Origin of the sequence: Kitasatospora sp. NPDC001527 (assembly GCF_040298605.1) — a bacterium.
Classification (GTDB): domain Bacteria; phylum Actinomycetota; class Actinomycetes; order Streptomycetales; family Streptomycetaceae; genus Kitasatospora.
This window is the reverse complement of record NZ_JBEPAM010000007.1, coordinates 29,362-53,050: the sequence shown is the minus strand read 5'-3', so window position 1 is coordinate 53,050 and position 23,689 is coordinate 29,362. Positions and strand designations below refer to the sequence as shown.

At 71.9% G+C, this 23,689-nt stretch carries 23 protein-coding genes and 1 tRNA gene; 13 read left to right on the top strand and 11 right to left on the bottom strand.

Translation table 11 applies throughout. The annotated features are described in order from the left end of the window. Window positions 1-171 precede the first annotated feature (171 nt). On the top strand, window positions 172-645 hold the full coding sequence (locus tag ABT238_RS09590; RefSeq protein WP_350756381.1) for a carboxymuconolactone decarboxylase family protein: 474 nt from the start codon (window positions 172-174) through the stop codon (window positions 643-645). A gap of 58 nt (window positions 646-703) precedes the next feature. After that, complete coding sequence (locus tag ABT238_RS09585; RefSeq protein WP_350756379.1) at window positions 704-1,627, top strand: RNA polymerase sigma-70 factor; 924 nt, start codon at window positions 704-706, stop codon at window positions 1,625-1,627. Between the two features lie 45 nt (window positions 1,628-1,672). Here the strand turns inward: ABT238_RS09585 and ABT238_RS09580 are convergent, their stop codons facing one another. Next, the gene (locus tag ABT238_RS09580) at window positions 1,673-2,143 is read right to left on the bottom strand and encodes a hypothetical protein (RefSeq protein ID WP_350567307.1); all 471 of its coding nucleotides are present in this window, start codon (window positions 2,141-2,143) and stop codon (window positions 1,673-1,675) included. Between the two features lie 310 nt (window positions 2,144-2,453). On the opposite strand from ABT238_RS09580, the gene ABT238_RS09575 reads away from it, so the two are divergent. From ABT238_RS09575 to ABT238_RS09560, 4 genes are all read left to right on the top strand, one after another. Then, complete coding sequence (locus ABT238_RS09575; protein WP_350567305.1) at window positions 2,454-2,903, top strand: peptidase inhibitor family I36 protein; 450 nt, start codon at window positions 2,454-2,456, stop codon at window positions 2,901-2,903. Window positions 2,904-3,028: 125 nt separating this feature from the next. Further along, a complete protein-coding gene (locus ABT238_RS09570; protein WP_350756377.1) occupies window positions 3,029-6,805 on the top strand; it encodes an endonuclease/exonuclease/phosphatase family protein in 3,777 nt (1,258 codons plus the stop codon). 91 nt (window positions 6,806-6,896) lie between these two features. Further along, a complete protein-coding gene (locus ABT238_RS09565; protein WP_350756375.1) occupies window positions 6,897-7,976 on the top strand; it encodes a hypothetical protein in 1,080 nt (359 codons plus the stop codon). Window positions 7,977-8,012: 36 nt separating this feature from the next. After that, window positions 8,013-8,882 (top strand): DUF3592 domain-containing protein, encoded by an 870-nt coding sequence (locus ABT238_RS09560; RefSeq protein WP_350756373.1) that lies wholly within the window; start codon window positions 8,013-8,015, stop codon window positions 8,880-8,882. 48 nt (window positions 8,883-8,930) lie between these two features. Here ABT238_RS09560 and ABT238_RS09555 read toward each other — a convergent pair. From ABT238_RS09555 to ABT238_RS09545, 3 genes are all read right to left on the bottom strand, one after another. Continuing rightward, window positions 8,931-9,014, bottom strand: a tRNA-Leu gene (locus ABT238_RS09555). A gap of 43 nt (window positions 9,015-9,057) precedes the next feature. After that, window positions 9,058-9,198 carry a DUF397 domain-containing protein gene (locus ABT238_RS09550; protein ID WP_350756371.1) on the bottom strand — a complete coding sequence of 47 codons (141 nt, stop codon included), beginning with the start codon at window positions 9,196-9,198 and terminating at the stop codon, window positions 9,058-9,060. Beyond that, the gene (locus ABT238_RS09545) at window positions 9,155-10,111 is read right to left on the bottom strand and encodes a helix-turn-helix domain-containing protein (protein WP_350756369.1); all 957 of its coding nucleotides are present in this window, start codon (window positions 10,109-10,111) and stop codon (window positions 9,155-9,157) included. Before ABT238_RS09545 ends, ABT238_RS09550 begins: the two co-directional genes overlap by 44 nt. A gap of 166 nt (window positions 10,112-10,277) precedes the next feature. On the opposite strand from ABT238_RS09545, the gene ABT238_RS09540 reads away from it, so the two are divergent. The 4 genes from ABT238_RS09540 (at window position 10,278) to ABT238_RS09525 (ending at window position 11,831) form a co-directional block, all read left to right on the top strand. Continuing rightward, on the top strand, window positions 10,278-10,739 hold the full coding sequence (locus ABT238_RS09540) for an ATP-binding protein (protein ID WP_350567290.1): 462 nt from the start codon (window positions 10,278-10,280) through the stop codon (window positions 10,737-10,739). 175 nt (window positions 10,740-10,914) lie between these two features. Continuing rightward, complete coding sequence (locus ABT238_RS09535) at window positions 10,915-11,037, top strand: hypothetical protein (RefSeq protein ID WP_350756367.1); 123 nt, start codon at window positions 10,915-10,917, stop codon at window positions 11,035-11,037. Then, window positions 11,034-11,255 carry a hypothetical protein gene (locus ABT238_RS09530; RefSeq protein WP_350567284.1) on the top strand — a complete coding sequence of 74 codons (222 nt, stop codon included), beginning with the start codon at window positions 11,034-11,036 and terminating at the stop codon, window positions 11,253-11,255. The genes ABT238_RS09535 and ABT238_RS09530 overlap by 4 nt, the downstream gene beginning before the upstream one ends. A 93-nt stretch (window positions 11,256-11,348) precedes the next feature. Then, on the top strand, window positions 11,349-11,831 hold the full coding sequence (locus ABT238_RS09525) for an NUDIX domain-containing protein (RefSeq protein ID WP_350756365.1): 483 nt from the start codon (window positions 11,349-11,351) through the stop codon (window positions 11,829-11,831). Between the two features lie 79 nt (window positions 11,832-11,910). On the opposite strand, the gene ABT238_RS09520 is transcribed toward ABT238_RS09525, so the two are convergent. The 3 genes from ABT238_RS09520 to ABT238_RS09510 form a co-directional block, all read right to left on the bottom strand. Continuing rightward, entirely contained in the window at window positions 11,911-12,417 is a 507-nt protein-coding gene (locus ABT238_RS09520; RefSeq protein WP_350756363.1) for a cupin domain-containing protein, read from the bottom strand. A gap of 191 nt (window positions 12,418-12,608) precedes the next feature. Beyond that, entirely contained in the window at window positions 12,609-13,982 is a 1,374-nt protein-coding gene (gene gltX / locus ABT238_RS09515) for a glutamate--tRNA ligase (protein ID WP_350567417.1), read from the bottom strand. Between the two features lie 125 nt (window positions 13,983-14,107). Then, complete coding sequence (locus ABT238_RS09510) at window positions 14,108-15,226, bottom strand: FAD-dependent monooxygenase (RefSeq protein ID WP_350567277.1); 1,119 nt, start codon at window positions 15,224-15,226, stop codon at window positions 14,108-14,110. Window positions 15,227-15,425: 199 nt separating this feature from the next. Here ABT238_RS09510 and ABT238_RS09505 point away from each other — a divergent pair, with 199 nt between their 5' ends. After that, complete coding sequence (locus ABT238_RS09505) at window positions 15,426-16,355, top strand: GntR family transcriptional regulator (protein WP_350756361.1); 930 nt, start codon at window positions 15,426-15,428, stop codon at window positions 16,353-16,355. Here the strand turns inward: ABT238_RS09505 and ABT238_RS09500 are convergent. The 3 genes from ABT238_RS09500 to ABT238_RS09490 form a co-directional block, all read right to left on the bottom strand. Continuing rightward, the gene (locus ABT238_RS09500; protein WP_350567271.1) at window positions 16,352-16,918 is read right to left on the bottom strand and encodes an SLATT domain-containing protein; all 567 of its coding nucleotides are present in this window, start codon (window positions 16,916-16,918) and stop codon (window positions 16,352-16,354) included. The two genes, ABT238_RS09505 and ABT238_RS09500, sit on opposite strands and share 4 nt — an antisense overlap. 71 nt (window positions 16,919-16,989) lie before the next feature. Further along, on the bottom strand, window positions 16,990-20,016 hold the full coding sequence (locus ABT238_RS09495) for an HD domain-containing protein (protein ID WP_350756359.1): 3,027 nt from the start codon (window positions 20,014-20,016) through the stop codon (window positions 16,990-16,992). Between the two features lie 86 nt (window positions 20,017-20,102). Then, on the bottom strand, window positions 20,103-21,065 hold the full coding sequence (locus ABT238_RS09490; RefSeq protein WP_350567266.1) for a GlxA family transcriptional regulator: 963 nt from the start codon (window positions 21,063-21,065) through the stop codon (window positions 20,103-20,105). A 71-nt stretch (window positions 21,066-21,136) separates the two neighbouring features. Between ABT238_RS09490 and ABT238_RS09485 the strand changes: the two genes are divergently transcribed. Next, window positions 21,137-21,760: a cysteine hydrolase family protein gene (locus ABT238_RS09485; RefSeq protein ID WP_350567264.1), complete on the top strand. Its 624-nt coding sequence runs from the start codon at window positions 21,137-21,139 to the stop codon at window positions 21,758-21,760. On the opposite strand, the gene ABT238_RS09480 is transcribed toward ABT238_RS09485, so the two are convergent. Further along, window positions 21,747-22,580, bottom strand: a complete 834-nt coding sequence (locus ABT238_RS09480) for an SDR family oxidoreductase (protein ID WP_350567262.1) — start codon at window positions 22,578-22,580, stop codon at window positions 21,747-21,749. The genes ABT238_RS09485 and ABT238_RS09480 overlap by 14 nt on opposite strands. A 102-nt stretch (window positions 22,581-22,682) precedes the next feature. On the opposite strand from ABT238_RS09480, the gene ABT238_RS09475 reads away from it, so the two are divergent. Beyond that, entirely contained in the window at window positions 22,683-23,624 is a 942-nt protein-coding gene (locus ABT238_RS09475; protein WP_350756357.1) for a sigma-70 family RNA polymerase sigma factor, read from the top strand. Window positions 23,625-23,689: the final 65 nt, after the last annotated feature.

The following is a 23,689-nucleotide window of genomic DNA, read 5'->3' as shown; positions in this document are numbered from 1 at the left end:
GGAGTCTAGCGATCACCGCGGGCCGTGCCGAACGGGTATTCGCCGGGCTCCGGGCCGTCAGGAGCCCGCCTGCGCGCACCTCTTGCACCGGCGCGTGTCACAGGACGGCGGGCTGTCCCGTCCCAGGGGGTGAAGCACCTGACGCACCGACGACCACGAGGGAGAACCACCATGGACGCGCGACTCGACTTCTTCGCCACCGGGACCGGCGGCCGGCTCGTCAAGAGCCTGATGGCGCTGGGCCGGGAGCTCAAGGCCATGCCGCTGCCGGCCGCCACCCAGGAGCTGGTGGCGCTGCGGGTGAGCCAGATCAACGGCTGCGCCGTCTGCGTCGACATGCACACCAAGGACGCCGCCGCGGCGGGCGAGAGCGCGCTGCGGCTGAACCTGGTCGCGGCGTGGCGGGAGGCCACCGTCTACACCGACGCCGAGCGCGCCGCGCTCGCGCTCGCCGAGGAGGGCACCCGGGTGGCCGACGGGGCGGGCGGCGTCGGCGACGAGGTGTGGGCGCGGGCCGCCGCGCACTACGACGAGGACCAGCTGGCCGCCCTGGTCACGCTGATCTCGTTCATGAACCTGGCCAACCGGGCGAACATCATCACCCGGCAGCCCGCGGGCGGCTACGTGGCCGGGCAGTTCCACTGAGCGGCCCGCGCGTCCGATGATCGACAGCACGTCACCGTTCGAGGGGGAGGAAACCGGCGTGAGCAAGGTCGAGGAGTTCGAGGAGCTGCGGCCGCTGCTGTTCTCGATCGCCTACCGGATCCTGGGCAGCGTGGGCGAGGCCGAGGACGCCGTCCAGGAGGCCTGGCTGCGCTACGACGCTTCGCGGACGCAGCCGGTGTCGGTCAAGGCGTTCCTGTCCACCACGGTGACCAGGATCGCCATCGACGTGCTGCGCCTGGCCCGGGTCCGCCGGGAGGAGTACGTGGGGCCGTGGCTGCCCGAGCCGCTGCTCGCCGACCCCTACGCGGACCCGGCCCGGGCGGCCGAGCTGGCGGACTCGGTGTCGATGGCGGCCCTGCTGCTGCTGGAGCGGCTCAGTCCGCTGGAGCGGGCGGTGTTCGTGCTGCGCGAGGTGTTCGGGTTCGGCTTCGACGAGGTCGCCGCCGCCGTGGGCCGCTCCGAGGCGGCCTGCCGCCAGCTGGTGGTGCGGGCGCGCCGGCACATGCGGGACGGCCGGCCGCGCTTCGAGGCCGAGCGCAAGGAGCGTGACGAGCTCGCCGCGCGCTTCTTCGACGCCCTGAGCGAGGGCGACGTCGCCGGTCTCCAGGAGCTGCTGGCCGCCGACGTCACGATGGTCGGGGACGGCGGCGGCAAGACGCCGCAGCTGGCCCGGGCGGTGTCCGGCGCCGCGAACGTGGCCCGCCTGCTGGCGGCCGTGGTCCCGCTGATGGCCCGGATCGACGTGACCTTCGAGCCGCACGAGGTCAACGGCCAGCCCGGCGCGGTCTTCCGCGACGACGCCGGCCGGGTGCTGAACACCCTGGTGCTCGACGTCGCGGAGGGCCGGATCCAGACCGTCCGCTCCGTCATCAACCCGGACAAGCTCGCGCACCTCGGGCCGGTCGCCGACGCCTGGGCAGTCCACCACGCGCTCAGGCGGATCCGACGCGCCGGGGACTGATCCCCCCGCGCGCGCCGACGCCGACGGCCGGACCGGACCTCGGGATCAGGGGTGGGCGGGGAAGGTCGCCGGGTCGAGGACGGGCCCGCTCGGGACGAGAACGGGTCCGTTCGGGTCGGTGACGGGCCCGGTCGGGACGACCACGGGCCCGGTCGGGACGGAGACGGGATCGGCCGGGACGTAGTTCAGGTCACCGGGGAAGAAGATCTGCGCGCCGCGCACGAGGGTGGCCGGCGCGGAGAGACAGAGCTTCAGCTGGGTGAGGGCGAACGGCATGCCGCCGACCCAGTAGTTGACGTTGTACGAGGCCATGCACTGGTCGCGCCGCGTCAGCTGCAGCATCGACGGGTTCGACGGCAGGGTCTGGAAGTCGGGGGCGGGCACCTGCGCGACGTTCACGGGTCCGGGGTCGGTGGCGGGCCCCTGCGCGGCGTGTGCGGTTCCGGCGGCCAGCGCCAGCAGCGGGGCCAGGACGGCCCCGGTGGCCACCGCGGAGACCGATCGGCGAAGACTCATGGGAGGAACGCTCCTTCGGGAGATACGGAATCGGCGGCGCCCGGCACCCTCTCGGCGGCCGGCGCCATGGTCCGAATCCTCGCGCTCCCGGCCGGTACGGCGACATCCCAGGTTTCTGGGCCGTTTCCCGGCGCGACGCGTCACTCAGTCGCGGCCCCCGGTGATCCGCAGTCATTTGACTGATGCCGCCGCTCTCCCCACGACGGCAGTCTCGTCGTGCGGCGGGCCCCGGCCCCGGTGCCCGCCGCGCACGAGCACCGTCCCCCGCCTGCGCCACCGCCGCGGGCAGATCCGGAAAGCGAGTTCCACCGTGGCCCTCTCCTTCTTCAAGCCGGCGACCACCGCCGTCGCCGGCGTGCTCGCCGGGGCGGCACTGTTCCTCTCGGCGGCGCCGGCATCCGCCGCCAACCCGCCGTACGACGGCTGCCCGGCGTGGGCGCTCTGCCTCTACCAGGACGGCGGCGGCGCGGGGTCGAAGGCGATCGTCGTCCCGCCGTCCGCCGGCGGCGGGAGCGAGATCGTGCGCCTCACCAAGGTCCACTTCCTGAACGGGACCCTGGCCAACGACCAGGTGTCGTCCTGGCTGAACAACTCCCAGTGCCAGATCGAGTTCTGGGACGACCCCTACGGCGAGCTGCACCCGTCCCAGATCGACTTCACCCCGACCTGGAACTGGGGTGCGAAGGGCGACTACAACTTCAACACCAACGACTACCACCTCAACGACCGGCTGTCGGCCGTGCGCTTCTACTGCCCGTAGCGGCGGCCTCCCGTCCCCGACGCCCCCGGCCCCCGCTCCCCGCGAGGTGCCGGGGGCGTTCCCGTGCGCCCTCCCGGTGTGCCCCCCGGCCCGGGAGCCCCGCGACGACACCGAAACGAGATCCCATGAAACGCCTACGACCGGGGGCCGCGCTGCTCGCCGGCCTGCTGCTCCCCCTCACCCTCCCCGCGCTCTCCGCCGCGGCCCCCGCCGCCGACGCCGCCCCCGCACCGGCCACCGCCGTGACGGCCGGACCCGGCGCCGAGGGGCCGGACCTGACCTTCGCCAACCGCACGAGCCCGCCCGCCGGCATGCCGGACTGGTCGCGCGCGGGATTCCGGGGCGGCCAGGCGCTGCCCGGTAACGGCGACCTGACCGGGAACGCCGCCTGCCGCCTCACCCCGGACGTGCTCGCCACCACGTACGGCGTGCGGGCCGACGACGGCGCCGACGACACCACCGGCCTGCAGAAGGCCGTCGACGACATCAAGGCCACCTGCTCGCCGAACGCCAACTTCAACAGCCTCTCGCTGATCTCCCTCCCGGCCGGCCGGATCGACATCACCCGGCAGATCTACGTCGACGCCGACTACCTCGTCCTGCGCGGCCAGGGTTCGGGCACCGGCGGCACCCGCCTGGTGTTCCGCCCCGACGCCGACACCCGCTACGACACGCTGGTCAACGGCCGCTGGGACCAGGACAGCATGAAGGCCGGCAGCGGCAGCGACGTCGGCACCGGCGGCTGGATCTGGCCCGGGCGCGGCCTGTTCCGCGTCCAGACCCGCGACATCGCCGAGCGCTACCAGGACGACTGGGCGGCCGCCCCCGCCAACCGCAAGGACATCTTCGAGGGCAGCGTCAACCAGCACTGGGCCTCCGGCATCAAGGTCGCCGCCAAGGCGGCCGACCCCGGCTGGGCGGGCCGGCAGGGCCAGGACGTCGTGCAGCTGGACCCCAAGGCCGACATGAAGAAGTTCTCCCCGGGCGGCTACGTCTGGGTCGGCGCGGCCAACAGCGTCAAGTTCTACGAGCAGCAGGGCGTCTCCGACCGCAGCCAGATGGACAACCTCCACATGCGGCAGCAGATGTTCCGGGTCAACGCGATCGACGCCGCCGCGAAGACGGTCACCCTGGACCGCCCGCTGGAGTGGGACCTGCCGGTCGACTCCACCTCGGACGGCTCCACCGCGCTCGGCGACAAGCCGTACGCCAGCAAGGTCACCCCGCTGAAGGTGGTGCAGGGCGTCGGCTTCGAGGACTTCGCCTTCACCCAGGACATGAACGGCCTGCCGAAGATCGGCGGCGGCACGTACAGCCTGACCCCCGCCCAGGCCGTGCACAGCTACGGCAACATGGCGCCCGAGTACGCGATGCACGGCATCGTCTTCAAGTGGGCCGCCAACGACTGGGCGCGCGGGCTGAAGGCCGAGATGACCGGCTCGCACCCGATCGTCACCGAGGACGCGCGCAACGTCCAGATCGAGCGCAACAGCTTCGACGGCGCCTGGAACAAGGGCAAGGGCGGCAACGGCTACCTGCGCGGCAGCCGCGTCTGGGACTCGCTCTACGCCTACAACCTCAGCCGCAACCTGCGCCACTTCACCTTCCAGTGGTCGGCCAGCGGCAACGTCGCCTTCCGCAACGACCTCGACTCCGACCTCAACCTGCACGGCGGCTGGGAGCACAACAACCTCTTCGAGCAGAACACCCTGCGGGTCCCGTACGAGCACCGCTCGGGCAGCTGCGAGACCAACTGCGGCGGCGAGGGCGGCGAGGTCGACGAGGGGACGTGGTACCCGATCTGGTGGGCGGCGGGCCCCAAGGCGGTCAAGTGGTCCGGCTCCTCGGGCCCGCAGAACGTCTTCTACAACAACACGATGGTCAAGCAGACCACCCCGGGCGGCGCCTACCTGCCGTACGCGCCCTACGGCACCCAGTCCGGCACCGCCTTCCAGTTCGGCTCCGCCACCGGCGCACCGGGCCGGTTCCAGCCGCTCGCCCAGGGCGGCCAGACCATCCCCGACTGGGGCGGCCGGGAGACCCTCGACTACAGCGGCCAGGGCGTCGTCCCGACCGACGTCGGCAAGCGGCCGTCGCTGTTCCTGCGGGACACCGGCGGCGATCTCGACCCCCGCGCGAACAACCGCCGCACGATCGCCACCTGGAACATGCAGGGCGCGGGCACCAGCGGCGGGACGGGCGAGGACGCCGCCTCCTACGAGAGCAAGTACACGCTGGGAGTGAACCAGCTGGCGCGGCAGAACCGGGCCGACATCATCGCCCTCCAGGAGGCCGGCGCCCCGCCCAACGGCGCCACGTTCTCGCAGGACATCCCGCAGAACCCGCCGGTGTTCTTCGACTGGACCGCCTCCGCACCCCCGGTCCGCGAGTACCGGTACGGGGGAACGGCCGCCAGGCCCCAGGGCTACCTGTACTGGCTGCACACGGACACCAATGCCACCAGCCCGACGGGCCGGGTCAACCTGGCCGTCATGACCCGCTACCAGGTCCCGCCCCAGAACGTGTACGTCGTCCAGGCAGGGTTGTACAGCGGCTCCGTCGGCCGGCCCGCGCTCGGCGTCAACGTCGACGGCGTCGTGTACTTCACGGTGCACGGCCTCTCGGGCAGCGGTGGCGACGACCCCGACCTGCTGCGCAACATCCGGACGCGGATGGCCACCGCCGGCCCCAACGGGACTCCGCTGCCCTGGATCGCCCTCGGCGACTACAACCGTGCGCCGCTGCCCCCGGCCGACCCGACCGCACCGGACACGTCGCTGGCCACCGCGGTCGCCGGCGAGTTCATGGTGCACGCCCCGGCGCTGCCGACCCATCCGACCCTCCGGCGGCTGGGCTCGAACACCCCCGACCGCGTCCTCGACTACGCGGCCGTTCCCGTCGGCAACGCGAATCCCACCGTCCTCGGAATCAACCGGGCCGGCGGCGTGCTGCTGTCGGACCACTATCCGGTCGTGATGGAGGTCGGCAATCTGCCGAACCCGCCGAGGTCCCAGTCGGTGACGGTGCCGGTACCGGGCTCCGCCGTGCTGCGCAACGCCGCCACCACCAACGTGGCCGCCCCCGGCAGCAGCACCCATGCGGTCAGCGACCAGCCGGTCAACCGGGCCGGCATCCTTTCGCAGGTGTTCAGCCTGTCGCCCGACCCGGAGTACAGCGGCTACTACCGCCTGTTCCACGCCAACGTGCCCTACGCCGGCCGCTACCTCGGCCAGGAGGGCGGAGCCCGCGACGCGCGGACGGTGCTGTGGCCGAACCCGGCGCTCGACCAGCTCTGGCAGCCGGTCCCGCAGGGCGACGGCACCTGGATCCTGCAGAACTACGTCACCCGTCAGTTCCTCACGGACCTCGGCCCCGGCCTCGGCGTCGTGGGCCTCGACCGGAACGGCTCGGCCTCCCAGCGCTGGTTCCTCCAGGACCCCCAGGAGAGCACCGGGCTCACCGAGATCGTCGCGACGGACGCGGGCGGCTCGGCCCCGGCGCTCTCGGTCGACGATCTGGAGACCGCGCCCTACCCGGTCTACCTGGCCTCGGACTCGCACGGGGACCACCAGCGGTTCAGCACCATCTCCGCGGGACCGGACGGCGACGACAACTGCTTCTACCTCGTCTACGGCCGCCAGTACGTCAACTCCACGGCGGCCCACCCCGGGACTCCGCGGAACGGCGACTTCGTCACGATGGGCGACTACCGCTCCAACGACAACGGCTACCTGTGGTGCAAGACCGACGACGGCCCGAACGGGACGCTGCTGTCCAACTTCTCCAGCCCCTACGAACACCTCGACCTGACCCGCAGCACGCTGGTCGACACGGTCACCATCACCCTCCCCGGAGCCGCCACCGCCCGGCTCCACTGGCTCTTCCGCACGGTCACCCAGTGACCGGCGGCCGGTAGCCACCGACGGCCCCCTGCGCCCGCGCGGGGGGCCGTTCCCCTGTCGGCCGTCACCCCGGCCGTGCACAATCAGCCGTATGACGATCGCCGCGGGCGCGCCACCCACGCACACCACGCCCGGCGGCCTCGCCCTGGGGTTCCTGACGGGCGGCGTGATCGGGGTGTCGCTGACCGCCTTCATCAGCGGGTGCGCCGTCGGGAAGGCGCCGCTGATCGTCACGGGGCTGGTTCTGCCCGCGGCCTACGGCCTGCTCCGCCACCTCTGCACGCTGCCGCGCCGCGCCCGCGAGAAGGCCGTCGTGCCGCGCACGGCGCTCGCGATGATCGAGAGCCTGGAGGCCCTCGGGGGCGACGCCAGTGACGTGCCGGTGCGGTTCGATCTGACCGTCGCTCCGGACGACGGGCCCGCGTACCGCGTCGAGTTCCGGCAGGGCATCAACCTCGTCGAGCTTCCCGACTACCGGCCGCGCGGGATCGTGGTGGTCGAGTACCAGCCGGAACGGCCGTGGAAGGTGCGGATCGTGAAACGGCCGACCCCGGCGTGGGAGGAGCGGGCGGCCGGCGCGTACCTGGACTCGGCGCCCGGTCCGGCCATGACGGACGACGCCCCGCAGGGCTGCGCCGGCGGGGTCCTCACCCTGCTCGGCCTGCTGCTCGGCGCGGCCGCCGTGCTCCTGCTGTTCCGCGCCGACCTGTTCGGCCCCGACGCCGGCGGCGCCGCCCCGGAGCCGTCCGTCACCTCCTCGTCGTCGACGACCACCGTGACGTCGGCAACCGGTACGGTCGCCCTCGGTCCGGGCCGGTCCATGCTCGACCAGGGCGAACTGCGCAAGGCCGTCGAGTCGTTGACGCAGGACGGGGAGCAGCGCCAGGCACTCACCGTCGTCGTGCAGGAGCGCCTGCTGACGGTCGTCTTCTCCCCCACGGGCGTGCGGACCGCCGGGTTCGACCCGCTCGCGCTGCCCTTCGATCGCGTCGCCGCGCTGGTCGAGGACGCCGGGGCCACCCTCGGCGCCGGCTCCCCGCGGAGCTGGCAGCTGACCGCCGACGGCGTCACCGGCCCGCTCACGCTCAGGGTCACGGTGACCGGCGACCGGGGCACGGGGGTCCTGGAGGCGGACGGCCAGGGCAACGTACTGCGGCGCAACGGCAGTTGACCAGTTGACCGGATCGGATCGGCCGGAGGAGAGCGGATGGGGTGGCACGGGTCGCTGCTGCTGTGGTGCGCGGTGTGGGGCGCGGCGGCCCTGCTCGGGTTCGGCATGTCGCTGGCCGGCCTGACCAAGGCGCAGCGGACGGTCCGGCTCACGGGGCGGATCGAGCGGGTGCGGGCACCACGGCACGGCGGGTCGCGGCAGGGCGGGATATCGGTGGTGGTCTCCTACCGCGACCCGGCCTCCGGGCAGGAGGTCACCGTGACGAACGACGGCGAGCGCGGCGAGATGATCACCGCGGCGTGGGAGGGACGGGAGATCGGGGTCAGCCATCCGCGGGGCCGCCCGCACGCCTACCGGTTCTCCAACGCCCCCGAGGAGCCCTCGCGCGGGCTGGGCCGGCCGAGCTGCGCGCTCTTCCTGGTCTACGTCGGGCTGGTGGTCCTCGCCGCGGTCGACCGGGGGTGGCCGTGGGCACTGATCGGTTCCGGCGGGCCGCTGGCGGTCCTCGGCGCCGTCCAGCTGCCCGGGGCGGTGCGCGCCAGGAACGACCGCCTCGGCCGGCTGGCCGCGATGGAGACCGTGCCGGGCCGGGTCGTCGCGGTCCTCAAGGACGTCAGCGTCGACCAGGACGACGGCCACACCACGACCACGATCACCCCGGTCGTGTCGTTCACCACCCGCGAGGGCACCGCCGTCACGGCCCACTGCACGTCGCACCTCCCGGACCCCGCCGGCGCGTACGGCCGTGACGTCACGGTCCACTGCACGGCTGCCGACCCGGCCGACTTCACGCTGGACCGGGCGGCCGAGCAGCGCTCGGAGAAGTGGGCCGTGACCGTCCACGTCCTGGCGGTCGCCGTGCTCGCGGCGGTAGCCGTGGCGGGCGTGGTGTTCCTCCGGGCCTGAAGAACAGAACGGCCGGTCGATCCGAGGATCGACCGGCCGTTCTCTGTGTGCGCGAGGGGGGAGTTGAACCCCCACGCCCTTTCGGGCACTGGAACCTGAATCCAGCGCGTCTGCCTATTCCGCCACCCGCGCAACTGGGTGATGGGTAAATAGTAGCCCACCCTCGGGGGTGCTCCTAACCAACGGGGAGGGAGCCGTCCCGGAGGGAGGTGAGGAAGGACTGCCAGGAGGCGGAGGGGAAGAGGAGGACCGGCCCGGAGGGGTCCTTGGAGTCACGCACCGGAACGACGCCGGGGGTAGGGGACGCGAGAGCCACCTCTACGCACTCGCCCCCGTGATCTGCGCTGTAGCTGCTCGTCCGCCACACCGCCGCGCTGAGATCGACGCTCCTCATACCGGTACTCCTCCATCGCATCGGCGATCAGCGCCCGAGAGTCGCTCACCGAGAGTACGTGTCCGCGCAGCAGATCATAGTCACCCCGATGCTCGGCGACGACCGACGGCGAATCGCTGAAGTGCCCGCGATAGAGGCTCTCCGAGTAGAGCCACTCGCTGCCATCCGGCATCTCCATCAGGAACATTGACGTGGCGGGACGCCTGCACGGAACGCTACCGAAGGGCGCCACCTGAATGCTGATGTTGGGGCGCCGGCCAACCTCCAGCAGGTGTTCCATCTGGCGTCGCATCACATCCGGACCGCCGAAGGCACTACGGATCGCGCTCTCATCCAAAACGGCGATGTGCAACGGACCGTCGGGCCCGAGCAGCCGCTTCTGCCGACTCATGCGCGCGGTCACGCGCTCCTGGAGCAACGTCGGATTGCCCCTGTCCATCCCGGCCCGGAACAGTGCGTGCGCGTAGTCCGCGCACTGCAACAAACCATTGACTCGGGCGTACTGGTACACCCGGATCGCCAGCGCCTCGCCCTCCAAGTCCACGTACTTCTGGAACCAGTCCGGGTGCTCCACGTCCGCCTGCCAGTCGACCCGCTTCCAGAGCAGGTGGAGCATGCCACCCGTCTGAAGGATCTCGTCGCAGGCCATGACGGTGTCGAGAGGCATGGGCCGGTGGCCGCCCTCGTACCGCGTCACCACGGTGCGGTCGCAGTGCAGGAGTTTCCCCAACGCCTCCTGGGTGAGGCCCGCCCGCTCCCGGGCGAACCGCAACGCCTCGCCGAACAGCTTCGCCGGGCTTGCCGTCGGTCCCGCGTCCGCCTTCCGATGTGACACGTCCGCCACCCCTCTTGTGCGCTGGGCTGCTGCACTACGAATTTGGTCGCCACCGTACCCGGGATCCCCGATCATTGATGTCGGAACGGAGTCATTCGCTTGCACAGCGTGATTCCCGCGCCCATTCGCGCGCCCGTTCCATCCCCCCTCACCCCCGGAGGTCCCCATGCCCTGTCGCCGGCCGCGCGAGTTCGCCACCCGACTCACTCCCCGGACCGAATCCACCCCCCTCGCCCGCGCCATCCTCCGCGCCTATCTCGCCGGGATGCCGCAGGGCCAACGGTACGCCGACATCGGCGAGTTGCTGCTCGGCGAGCTCTTCGCCAATGCCGTCCGGCACAGCGCCGCGCCACCGGACCGGCTCATCGAGATCCGCTTCGCCGTCATCGCCGACCGTCTCCGCCTCGAAGTCCACGACGCCGGCACCGGCCGCCCCACCCTCCAGCCCACCGTCTCCCCCGAAGCCGAACACGGCCGGGGCCTCCTCCTCGTCGAAGAACTCGCCGAACGCTGGGGCTGCTGCCCCCGCGCCGCCGGCATCGGCAAGTTCGTCTGGGCCCTGATCGCCCCCGCCCCCGGCTTCACCGACCTCACCTTCGGCCGGGCCCCGAAGCTCGTCACCGTCTGACACTCCCCCGGCGCACCCCCTGGAGACCCTCATGCCCTCACAGCCCGGAAAGCCCATCCACCGCCCTCAAGTCGGAGAAGTCGTAGCCGACTTGGCCCGCGAGGGGCCGACCGGGAGGCCGACGGAGGGCATCTACATGGACATCATCAAAAGGAAGGTCTACCTCCGTTGCGAGGTGACTCACCTTGAGTGGACCACCAGGCCCGAGGACGTCCAGCCGCTGGACACGCCGCGCTTCGTCGCGGTCCAGCACCCGAGCCGGCCGCGCACCTCGGGAACGATCGGAGCGGTCACGTGAAGCACCGGAAGCCGCCGCGACTCGGCGTCATCGGACCGGCGGTGCATCTGGCCGTGGTCGTGGCCGGCGCGCTTGTCGCGCTGGCGGTCGGCTGGCCCATCGGGAACGGCCCTCTCGGACCGTGGCTCCTCGTCGTCTTCTTCGTCTTCGCGGCCGGCGCGGTCAGTGCTCTGCCGGTGTCGGACAAGTGGCTGCGCAGACGGGGAGCGGAGCCGTGACAGCCGGCTGCCGAGCGGTCGCCCCCATCCAATCCCCTGCCGTGCTACCGGCTGCCCCGGTAGCACGGCAGGACCAGCACCCGAAAGCGAGCCATGACGGACGAGATTCTTGCCAACCCGCCCGGCCGGCGGATCGGCCACCAGGCCCTCATCCTCAACCCCGCCGGCGCCGTCCTGCTGGTGGCCACCACGTACAAGCGCGGTCTGCTGCTTCCGGGCGGCAGCGCCGAACGGGGCGAGCTGCCGCACCTCGCCGCGCGGCGACACGTCGAGGTGGAGACCGGGCTCATCCTGCCGCTCCGGGATGTCCTCGCCATCGACTACGTCGAGGCCCGGCAGTACCCCGAGGGACTGAACTTCGTCTACCACGGCGGGACCGTGACGGACGAGCAGGAGACGCGCGTCGGGCACCACCTCCCGCCGCCGGACCAGATCACCGACCTGTGCTGGATCGGCCGGTCCGAGCTGGGATCCGTGATGGCGCCGGACCAGCACCGGCGGGTCGAGCAGGCCATGACGGCGCTCGACAGCGGTGCGTCCCTGCCCATGCTCCTGAGCGGCATCCGGGCCGCCTGACCGGGGCGCAGGGCCCCCCACCCCGTTCGGGTCCCGGGACCGGTCAGTCGACGGTCACCCCGCCGCGCCGCCGTCCGCGTCACGCACCGGCGGTGGCGGCCGCCTCCAGGGTGGCGCGCCAGAGGGGGCTGTCCACGTAGTGGTTGTCGTACAGCTCGGAGGAGTCCTTGATCTCCTGCGGGCTCGCCTCGCCGCGCATCACCCGGCCGAGCAGGCGCAGGTAGTCGAAGCGCGGCATGCCCGGGGTGAAGACGAACAGGACGTCGGCCCGCGAGCCGGGGGCCGCGGCGAAGGCGTGCGGGGTGTGCGGCGGGACGAGCAGGAGGTCGCCGGCGCCGAGCAACTCCACCTTGTCGTCCAGCAGGACCTGGAGCGAGCCGCCGATCACGAAGAACAGCTCGGAGGCCCGGGTGTGGAAGTGGGCCGGGGCACCGACCGCGCCCTCGGCGAAGGTGGAGCGGTAACTGGTGACCGGGCTGCCGTCGGTGCCGCAGTCGGCGAGCAGGGTCATCACGCTGCTCGGGTCGCTGGTGGTCTCGGCGGTGGTGGCGCGGGTCAGCAGCGGCTTGGCCTGGTTGGTGTTCACGATCGGTCTCCCCGTCTCGGGCGGTCCCGGCTCCCCTGCCGTGACCTTGTGATGATCACTCTAGGCAAGCCAGAGACCCGGGGAGAGGGGCATTTCCGGAGCGGAATCATGGGTCAATTCCCGCCCCGGAAACGCCCGAGGGCCGTACCCCGCAACGGCTGCGGGGTACGGCCCTCGGAGAAGCGCTGCCGTCAGGCGGCCAGCCGCTCCGCCGCCGCGTCCAGGCGGGCCAGGGTCCGCTCGCGGCCCAGCACCTCCAGCGACTCGAACAGCGGCAGGCCCACCGTGCGGCCGGTGACCGCGACCCGGATCGGCGCCTGCGCCTTGCCCAGCTTCAGCCCGTGCTCGGCGGCCACGGCCTCCAGCTCGGCCTTCAGCGCGGCGGCCTCGAAGGACTCCAGCGCGGCGAGCTTCTCGCGGGCGGTACGCAGCAGGGCCAGCGCGACGTCGGCGTTCTTCATCGCCTTCGCCCAGGACTGCTCGTCCCGGACCGGCTCGGCCAGGAACAGGAAGTCGACCTGCTCGACGATCTCGCCCAGCACCGCGATCCGGGACTGCGCGAGCGGGGCCAGCTCGGCGAAGGCCGCGGCGTCGAAGGCCTCGGCCGGCCACGGGGCGCGGTCGGCGGCCAGGTACGGCGCGCAGGCGGCGGTGAAGGCGTCCACCGACAGGGCGCGGATGTACTCGCCGTTGAACGAGCGCAGCTTCTGCACGTCGAAGAAGGCGGAGGCGGCGTTCACGTCCGACACCCGGAACAGCTGCTCCAGCTCGGCGTACGGACGGATCTCGACGTCGTCCTTCGGGCCCCAGCCCAGCAGCATCAGGTAGTTCACCATCGCCTCGGGCAGGTAGCCCTCGGCGAGGTAGTCCTCCAGCGCGACCTTGTCGCGGCGCTTGGACAGCTTCTGCCGCTTCTCGTTGACGATCACCGGCAGGTGGGCCCAGACCGGCGGGGTGGCGCCGAGCGCCTCCCACAGCAGCTGCTGCTTCGGGGTGTTCGACAGGTGCTCCTCGCCGCGGATGACCTCCGTGACGCCCTGCTCCAGGTCGTCGACCACGTTGGCCAGCAGGAACACCGGGCTGCCGTCGCCGCGGGCGATCACGAAGTCCTCGATCGCGGAGTTCGGGAAGGCCGGCTCGCCGCGGATGAGGTCCACCACGACGGTGGTGCCCTCGTCCGGGGTGCGGAAGCGCAGCGCGCGGCCCTCCGCGTAGTCCAGGCCGCGGTCACGGCAGAAGCCGTCGTAGCCGGTCTGCGCGGAGCCGGAGCGCTCGGCGGCCTGCTCGCGGGTGCAGTCGCAGTAGTAGGCGCGGCCGGCCGCGTACAGCTTCTCGGCGGCGGCGCGGTGGCTGTCGGCGTTGGCGGACTGGAAGTACGGGCCCTCGAAGCCCGGGTCGCCCTCGTGGATGCCGATCGCGGCGAGGGCGCTGATGATGCCCTCGGTCCACTCGGGCTTGTTGCGTGCGGCGTCGGTGTCCTCGATCCGCAGGACGAAGACACCGCCCTGCTGTCGTGCCGTCGCCCAGTTGTACAGCGCCGAGCGGGCACCTCCGACGTGGAACATGCCGGTGGGGCTCGGAGCGAAACGGACGCGGACGGGACGGGATACCTCGGTCATGAAACCCAAGGGTATCGGGCCGGGGCGGGGTGCCCGGCACGCGCACCCCGCCCCGCCCCCGGCGCGGGGGCCTACGCGGCGTCCAGGGCGATCGCGTTCTTCGCCCGCTCCACGGACTCCTCGGCCGCCGGGCCGCCCGGGTTCTCGGTGGCGAGGGCCTGGTTGAGGGTGACGAACGGGCGCAGCCGGTGCTCGTAGCGCGCGAAGGCGGCGCCGGGCTCCTCGTCGCCGGCGGCGCGGGCCCGGGCGAGTTCGTCGGCGAGGACGTAGGCGCCGACCAGGGCGAGGCTGGTGCCCTGGCCGGAGAGCGGGGAGGCGCAGTAGCCGGCGTCGCCGAGCAGGACGGTGCGGCCGGCGGACCAGGTGTCGAGGTGGACCTGGGCCATCACGTCGGCGTAGAAGTCGGTCGAGCGGTGCAGCGCCTCCAGCAGGCGGGGCGTCTCCCAGCGCAGCGCGCCCATCCGTTCGGCGACCAGCCTGCGCGCCGCCTCCTGGTCGCGCTCGGCGGGCGCGTCGTGCGCCCAGCCGAAGCAGACCCGCAACTCGCGGTTGCCGCGCACCGGGTAGACGCCGTAGCCGGCGTCGCCGTCGCGCTGCCAGACCTGCCAGTCCTCCAGACCGAGGAAGTTGTCGGCGCCGAAGATCGCCAGGTGGGTGCCGAGCGGGCGCAGGAAGTCCTCCTCGGGGCCGAAGACCAGCCGGCGGACGCGCGAGTGGAGGCCGTCGGCGCCGACCACCACGTCGAAGGTGCGCGGCCGCCCGTGCGCGAAGGAGGCGTGCACGCCGCGCTCGTCCTCGCGCAGCGCGGTGACGCTGTCGCCGTGGACGAACTCGACGCCGTCCGGGGCGTGCCGGTGCAGGATCCCGATGAGGTCGCTGCGCAGCAGTTCGACGTCCTCGCCGTCGAGCCGGCCGCTGCTGAAGGTCGTCTCGGTCGAGCGGTGCACCTCGGCGCCGTCGGCGCCGAGGACGGACATGCCGCGCATCCGGGTGCGGACGGCGTGGACCTGCTCGGTGAGGCCCATCCGGGCGATCACGTCGAGGGCGGTGCCGCGGATGTCGATCGCCTGGCCGCCGGAGCGCGGGGCGGGGGCCAGTTCGACGACGGTCGGGGCGAAGCCGCGGCGGGCCAGCCAGTGGGCGAGGACGGTGCCGGCGATGCCGCCGCCGGAGACGAGGACGTTCTGCACGAGGGCTCCCCCTGGGTGTTCGCACGGCGTGTCCGTACGCCGCGAGCGAGCTGAATGTACGACGTACATACAGCTCCGCGCAAGCCATGAAACCGCAGGTCAGAGCCGTTTCTGAGCTAGTACAGCAGGCCCTGCGCGGTGATCGTCCCTGGTAGCGTCTGCGCTAGTACAGCCACCGCGACGGCGCGAAGGACCGCACATGGCCCCCGAGACGGAACCGCCCTTCCGGCGCATCGCCGCCGACCTCCGGCGCCGGATCGCCGACGGCGAACTCGCCCCCGGTGAGCGCGTCCCCTCGAACCGGCGGCTCGCCCAGGACTGGGGCGTCGCCCTCGCCACCGCCACCAAGGCGCTCACCGTGCTGCGCCTGGAGGGCCTGGTGGAGGCCCGCCCCCGGATCGGCACCGTGGTGGCCGCGGCCCCGGCCCCGGAGCCCCGGCCCGCGCCCCCGCCGGCCGAGTTCAGCCGCGACCGGCTGATCCGCGCGGCCCTGGAGATCGCCGACGCCGAAGGGCTCGCCGCCCTCTCGATGCGCGCCGTCGCCGCCCGGCTCGGCGTCTCCGCGATGTCCGCGTACCGGTACGTCACCAGCAAGGACGAACTCGTCCTGCTCATCGCCGACGCCGCCTTCGGCGAGGCCGCCTACCCCGCCGACCCGCCCGCCGGCTGGCGCCCCCGCCTGGAGCTCGGCGCCCGCACCCTGTGGACGCTGTTCCGCCGCCACCCCTGGCTCGCCCACCTCAGCCCCGTCACCCGCCCGTTGATACTCCCCAACCTGCTCACCCACGCCGAGTGGGCACTCGCCGCCCTCGACGGCCACGGCCTCTCCCCCACGGCCGCGCTCGACATCCACGTGCTGCTCTACAGCTACATCGAGGGCATCGCCGTCAACCTCGAACGCGAGACCCAGGCCCAGGCCACCACCGGCCTCACCGGCGACCAGTGGACCGACACCCGCCTCGCAGCCCTCGACGCCCCGGCCGCCGCCACCCGCCTCCCCGTCTTCACCCGCCTGATGGCCGACCTCGGCGACGGCTACGACCTCGACCTCGACGCCCTCTTCGACCTCGGCCTCACCACCCTCCTCGACGGCCTCACCCCCCGCATCGAGGCCGGCGGGACCCGTTAGCGCGAAGGCTGGGAGGGCAGCGCCGGCACCGACCCGGACTCCAGTTGCACGAGGTGGCTCTGGAACTCGGCCACCCACATCATCGTCTCGTTCTCCACCAGGAGCGCGAACTCGTCCACGAACCGCGACAGTTCCTGGGCCGCGACGGCGAACTCCTCATCGGTGGGATTCGCCGCGAACCGCGCCTCGATCCTCGGCCAGAACGCCTGGAACCGCACCAGCTGCCGGTTCAGCGACATCGCCGTCGACACGTACCGCATCCACGCGGACGAGTACCCGCACACCCGGTCCATCGCCACGAAGCAGGCGCCGAGCCCGATCAGCCCGTACCCCCAGATCGACTCCCCCGCCCACCCCATCCCGACCGCCACCACCGGCGTCACCGTCCCGCCGGCGATGCTGACCACGGCCGCCAGCCGCAGGAACTTCGACCAGCGCGCCTTGGCCACCTTCTCCTTGGTGTACCAGTTGATCGACTCGACCGCGTACGCCTCCACCCACAGGTACAACTCCCGCAGCCCGACCCGCAGATCCGCCGCCCCCGACAGATCGGGCAACCGCACGGCCCGCAGATCCCCCGCCACCGTGACCCGCGGATCGACCCGCGCGACGTCCCCGTCCCCCGCAGTTGCCACTACCGCCCCCCGTGCCGTTGCCATTTTCTGATGTCGAAGAACTCCACCGCACTATCCTCGGACCGAGAGATCGCAGCGAACTTCTTCCAGTCAACCAATCGAGCAAGACCCTCCCGCCGCACGTATTCTTCCAGCTCGGCGACAGACATGGGCCTCCGCGGACCGGGTCGAGCTTCAGCACTGTGGATCCGATGGGAGATCAGCCAGCAGAGCAGCGAAAGCCGATCATTCGAATCCTCCGTCTGCGCGGCCAGGATGTCATCCACCATCTCCTGCCAGGGATGACCGCACAAGAGGTATTTCTTGTTGCCTACAATGAATCCCCTCATGCTCCTGGAAAATCCGTCTTCCACTACACTTTGCGACGGAATCAAAACGACCTCCGAGGGGTTGCTGTACCCTTCGCTCCCCCTGTCGAAGACTTCCAGGAGATTTCGCACAAGGCGCGTGTCCACCCAACGGGGCTCTTCCCCTCTTCTCACCCACCTGACACTGCACATTCTATTCTCGATATCACCGTGCGCCCGACCGACCTCCCAGTCCTCCAGGAACATCTCGTCGATCTCCGCAAATTTTCCTAGGCGTGTGCAAAGAAACGTGATTCCCTCTTTCGGCTGCACACCGCTCAACCTGAAGACCGACTCCGACGTCACTCCGGGCAGCTCCCGGAGAAGGGACTCCACATTGTCGGTCACCGCGCTCTCCAGGGTCTCGATCTCCGGCAGTGCGCGCAGATCATCCATCGAGACACTTCTTCTCGCGCCACCCTCCTCAATGAGGAACAGTGGAACACGCCGAAGCTCCTCCCGAAGCATCGAGAGCGAAACCGCCTGCCCGCGACGCATCAGCGGACCGGCAATGAAAGCCGCTTCCTGCGTCGCCCAGGTGATCGAATGGCCACGCTCCGACTGAAGCAGTTCGATCTCCTCGGAAACATGGTCACAATAGGCCACATAGCAGGCCCGAATGAATCCGTCCCGCTCCGGGGTGGGCTCCAGCGCCGACCGTGCGACATTGGTACGCGGAGAACCGTCTCCGAAGGTGTTGGCCAGCGCGACGAAAGGGCCTACGCCTCGGAATCCTGGCGTCTCGGACTCCACTCGAATTCCAGCAACACAGACGCCCGCCGCAGAGCTTTCCGCAGCCCTTTGGAACATCCACTCCCGGAAATGCTCGTTCCACTGAAGGGCATACGCGATGGACATGTTCTCGATACTGCGCTCGACGATCCTGAGCTTTCCCTGTTCAATGTCCCGAGCACTGGCAGGGTTCGACCGCGCGATCGAGCCGCGCAGCGCCTCTCCGACGGACGAATACCCGACTTCCTGCTCGGCTCCGTCGTTCTCCTGGATCGTGACCTTGCACGCAGGCAGGACCACGAAGTATCGAGCGGTATCGGTCACGCTCTTGAGCTCGGCGCTCGGCCGGAGGGTCAGCCGCACGATGGTGCCGTGCGGGCGGATCTGCTCGGGGACGTCCTGGTTCTTGTCCAGCGTGCGCACCAGGTACTGGCCGTGGACCGAGCGCAGGGACAGCTGCCGGGCCTTCTCCTCCTCGGGGTGGCAGGTGATGATCTCCACCTGGTCGGCCACCATGAAGGTCGAGAGCACACCGATGCCGAAGCGGCTGATGGGGTTGAAGTCGGGGTTCTGCTTGCGGAACTCCGGGTCCTGGTAGCGGCTGGAGCCGGCCCGCAGGAGGTTGTTCTCGATGACGCTCTGGGTCATGCCCGTGCCGTTGTCGCGGATCTCCAGCGTCCGCCCGGCGCTGTCCCAGTGGACCTCGACCCTCCCCAGCTCCGGCGAGCGGGCGCCGTGCTGGAGCCGCACGGCGTCGATCGAGTTCTGGAGGAGTTCCCGCAGCACCACGTTGGTGTCGTTGTAGAGCGTGTGGCCGGTGAGGAGGTCCAGGACCTTCTGGTGGTCGATGGTGAACTGGAAGGGCTCGGTGAGGAAGCCCTCCGCCTCCACGTTGCTCGTGTCGACGGCGCGCCAGGGGAAGAAGTACTTCGAGCCCTCCTTCGCGTTGGAGCGCTGCGCCCAGGTGTGGCTCAGCCGCAGCTGCTCCTCCGCGTACTTCAGGTAGGACGTGAGGCCGAAGAACCCGTTCTCGACGGTGAACCTCGCGTGGACGGCGACGGTGTCCTGCGGCGCGTCCTCGCAGGGCGCGCCGTCCTTGTCCAACCCCTTCATCGCGACGACGGCCCGGACCGCGCCCTGCTTGGCCCACTCGTTCTGGCTGATCGGGTCCATCGGGTTGAAGACCCGGAAGGCCACCGACGGGGTCCGGTCCCGCGTGATGTGCAGGAGGTCGGCCGAGCGGAGCAGGATCGCCGCGAACTGGACGTTGGCCCGCTCGCGCTGCGACGAGCCGTAGTAGCGCTCGATCGGGTACTTCTTCACGTCGTAGAGGTCGTCCAGGTGGTGGCTCTCGCACACCTTGGCGAGGTCCGCCCGGAAGACCGGCTCGACCTGCCGGAGGAGGTCCTGGATCTCCGTGACGACCGTCTCCGTCGCCCCCAGGTTCGGCGAGCAGTCCCCCGTGATCCACTTCCGCACCCGGGCGGCGTGGTGGTGGCGGACGAACTCCTGGTAGAGGAACTTCTCCCGCTCCTCCGGGCTCAGCACGTCCAGCCGGGCCAGGTAGTCCCGGCCGTCGGAGTCCGAGGCCGTGAGGGCCTCCTGACGGAACTGCGGGAAGTCCGACTCCTCCCGCCGCTCGTACTCGCTCTTGGTGACCAGCATGCCCAGGTCGTGGAAGTAGACCGCGAGCACGGCGAGCAGCCAGTCCGCCGGGGTCATCGCCTCCCGGGTCTTCGGGGTGACCAGCCAGTCCAGCTTGCCGAGCATCGCGTCGATGTGCGTGATGTCGTGCTTGGTGTACTCGTCGAAGAAACCGAAGCCGCCGATCTTCCCGAGGAGTTCCCCCAGGTCCCTCCTGGTCTGCGCCAGGCTGAGGCCGCCGAAGGCCGGCAGTTCGCAGGCCTCGCTCGCGCGCCGTTCGGCTTCTGAAGGAAAGGCGTTCAATCCGACTCCCAGGACTTCGATCGCTGCATGGTAGCGCCAAGTCGTCGCGGCATGAGGGAGTTTGACTGATCAACAGTTACCGCCGGTCAGCCGCCGTCCCGCCCCCGGAACGTCCGCCGGTACTCCCTCGGCGGCACCCCCAGGCGGGCCGTGAAGGGCGGGCGCAGGGAGACGGCGGAGGAGAAGCCGCAGCGGGTGGCGACCACGTCGACGGGGAGGTCGGTGTCCTCCAGGAGGCGCTGGGCGGTGAGGATGCGCTGGTCGAGCAGCCAGCGCAGCGGGGTGGTGCCGGTGGCGGCGGCGAAGCGGCGGGCGAAGGTGCGTTCGGACATCACGGCCAGGGCGGCCATCCGGCGCACCGTCCAGGCGGTGTCGAGGGCGAGCAGGACCTCGGTGCGCACCCGGGCGAGCGGGTCGTCGGCCGCCGTCGGCCGCGGGACCGGGGAGGGGATGAACTGGGCCTGGCCGCCCGAACGGAACGGCGCCGTGACCATGGCACGGGCGATCGCCGCCGCCGCCCGTTCGCCGTGGGCGGCGCGGACCAGGTGCAGGCAGAGGTCGATGCCGGCCGCCACCCCGGCCGAGGTCCACAGCCCGCCCTCGCCGGTGAACAGCACCTCCGGGTGGACGTCGACCGCCGGGAAGCGCTGGGCGAGCCGGTCGGTGAAGGCCCAGTGGGTGGTGGCGGGGCGGCCGTCGAGGAGGCCGGCCTCGGCGAGCAGGAAGGCGCCCGCGCAGAGCGAGGCGAGGGTGACGCCCCGCGCGTGAGCGGCGCGCAGGGCGGCGACGACGGCGGGGTCGGACGGCTCCTCGGGCCGTTGCATGCCGGGCACGACGACCAGGTCGCAGTCGGCGAGCGCGTCCAGCCCGAAGTCCGGGACGCGCTCCAGCCCCCCGTCGAAGCGCACCCGGGCGCCCTCCGGCCCGCAGATCCGCAGGTCGAACGCCGGCACGCCGGGGCGGCCGGCCCGGTTGGCCCAGACCTCGCCGATCACCGCGTAGTCGAAAGGCCGGACACCGTCGAAGATCACACACCCCACCACCCGCATGGCAGGATCGTATCGATGGGTGGCTCCACTGCCGCTCACGCGGCCGTCCGGTCCCGCCGCAGGATGGACGCATGACGAACACCAGCGCCTTCGACGCCCCGCTCACCATCGACTCCGACGCCGTCCTGGTCGTCATCGACGTCCAGAAGGGCTTCGAGGACACCGCGTTCTGGGGCGAGCGCGACAACCCCGGGGCCGAGCAGCGGATCGGCGAGCTGATCGACGTGTGGCAGGCCACCGGACGCCCGGTGGTGACCGTCCAGCACGCCTCGGCGGCCGGGCCGCTCGCGAAGGGCACGCCGGGCTACGAGCTGAAGGACTTCGTGGCGGCGGTGACGCCCGACCTGCACATCACCAAGACGGTGAACAGCGCGTTCTACGGCACCCCCGACCTGCACGCCTGGCTCCAGGAGCGGGGCGCCCGGCAGGTCGTCATCACTGGGATCATCACCAACGTGTGCAACGAGACCACGGCCCGGATGGCGGGCAACCTCGGCTACGACACGGTCTTCCCGGTCGACGCCATGCACGCCTTCGACCAGACCGGCCCGGACGGCGTGACCGTCCCCGCCGCCGAACTCGCCCGCGCCACGCGGACGGTGCTGCACGCGATGCGCTTCGCCAAGGTGGTCACCACCGAGGCCGTGGTGACGGCGGCGAAGACCGGCGAGCCGGCCACCGTCAGCTGGTCCTGACCCGGCCGGTGGCGCCCGCCCGCGCGCCCGCCGGGAAGGTCTCGGCGAGGAACGCCTCCCAGGTGCGGGCGCCCCGGTCGGCCCCGGGCCCGGCCAGGTTGACGCCCTCGCGGTAGCAGCGGCCGACCTTGCCGGGGGCGCGCAGCGGCAGCATCGGGCGGCGCTTGCCGGCCGCCGCCAGGTAGTCGCGGGTCAGGTCGCCGAGCGAGCGCACGGCGGGGCCGGCGAGGTCCGTGACCGGCCCGGCGGGCGCGTCCAGGGCCAGCTCGACCAGGCGCTCGGCGACGTCCCGGGCGTCCACCGGCTCCCAGCGGATGCCGTTGACCGCCGGGACGACGGGCAGCTTGGCCATCGCGGCGGCCGTCCTGAGCGTCAGGTCGTGGAACTGGGCGGCGCGCAGCGTGGTGAACGGGACGCCCGATTCGGCGACGGCCCGCTCGGCGGCGTGCTTGGCCCGGAAGTAGCCGAGCGGCACCAGGTCGGCGGCGACCACCGAGATGTAGACGAGGTGCCGCACCCCGGCCCGGCGGGCGGCGGCGACCAGGGTGCGGGTGGTGGCCTCGTCGTGCTTGGCGTCGCCGGCCAGGTGCAGCACCACCTCGGCGCCGGCCACGGCCGCGTCCACGCCCTCGCCGGTCATCAGGTCGCCGGGCAGGTACGTGACGCCGTCGGCGGCCGGGCGGGCGTTGCGGGTGAGCACCCGGACCTCCCGGCCCGTCGCGCGCAGCAGCGGCACCACGTGCCGGCCGAGGGTGCCGGTGCCGCCGGTCACCAGGACGGGGGCGCCGGTCGGGTTCGCGGGGCTGGTCGGGTTCGTCATGATCGTCTCTCCTTCGCCGGCCGGACGCCGGGCCTCCGGTGGAGCCGCTAGGTTGCGTGCTTCCGGAGCTTTGACTGTCGGCGACGAAGGAATGTGACACGGGTGGACGAGAAAGATCTGGCCGCCGGATCCGCACGGCTTTTCGAGGCGCACCGGCCGCACCTGCGGGCCGTCGCCTACCGGATGCTCGGCTCGCTCGCCGAGGCGGAGGACGCCGTCCAGGACACCTGGCTGCGCTACGACCGCACGGACACCTCCGGGGTGGAGAACCTCGGCGGCTGGCTGACCACGGTGATCGGGCGGCTCTGCCTCACCCGGCTGCGCTCGCGGGCGCAGCGCGCCGAGGAGTCGTTCGAGGCGCGCACCGAGGCGCTGTCCGGGGCGGGCGGCGCCGAGCCTCCCCCGCGGATACCGGACCCGCTGATCGGGCGGGCGGACGCGCCGGACCCGGAGCAGGAGGTGCTGCTCGCCGATTCGGTCGGCCTGGCGCTGATGGTGGTCCTGGAGTCGCTCTCCCCCGCCGAGCGGGTCTCCTTCGTGCTGCACGACCTGTTCGCCGTGCCGTTCGAGGAGATCGCCCCGCTGATCGAGAGGACGACGGCCACCACCCGCCAGCTGGCCAGCCGGGCCCGCCGCAAGGTGCAGGGCCGGGCGCCCGCGCCGGACCGGGACCTCCACCGGCAGCGGGTGGCCGTCGACGCCTTCTTCGCCGCCACCCGCACCGGGGACCTCGACGCGCTGCTCGCCGTCCTCGACCCGGAGGTGGTGCTGCGGGCGGACGGCACCGCCGGCCGGGAGCGGAGGCCGGTGGTGCTCCTGGGCGCCCGGACGGTCGCGGGGCAGGCGGTCATGTTCCGCGGCCTGTCGCCGTACGCGCGCCCGGCGCTGGTCAACGGCGCGGCGGGCGTGGTGGTGATCGGCGCCAACGGCCGGGCGGTCTCCGTCATGGCGTTCACCGTGGTGGACGGCGTGATCGTGGCGATCGACGTGCTCAGCGACCCGGACCGGCTGGCCGCGCTCGACCTGGCCGCGTTCGCGGACTGAGCCGGGAAGGGGCCGGGGCGCCGCCGCCGCCGCGCACCACGAGGGGTGCGCGGGGGCGGCGGCGC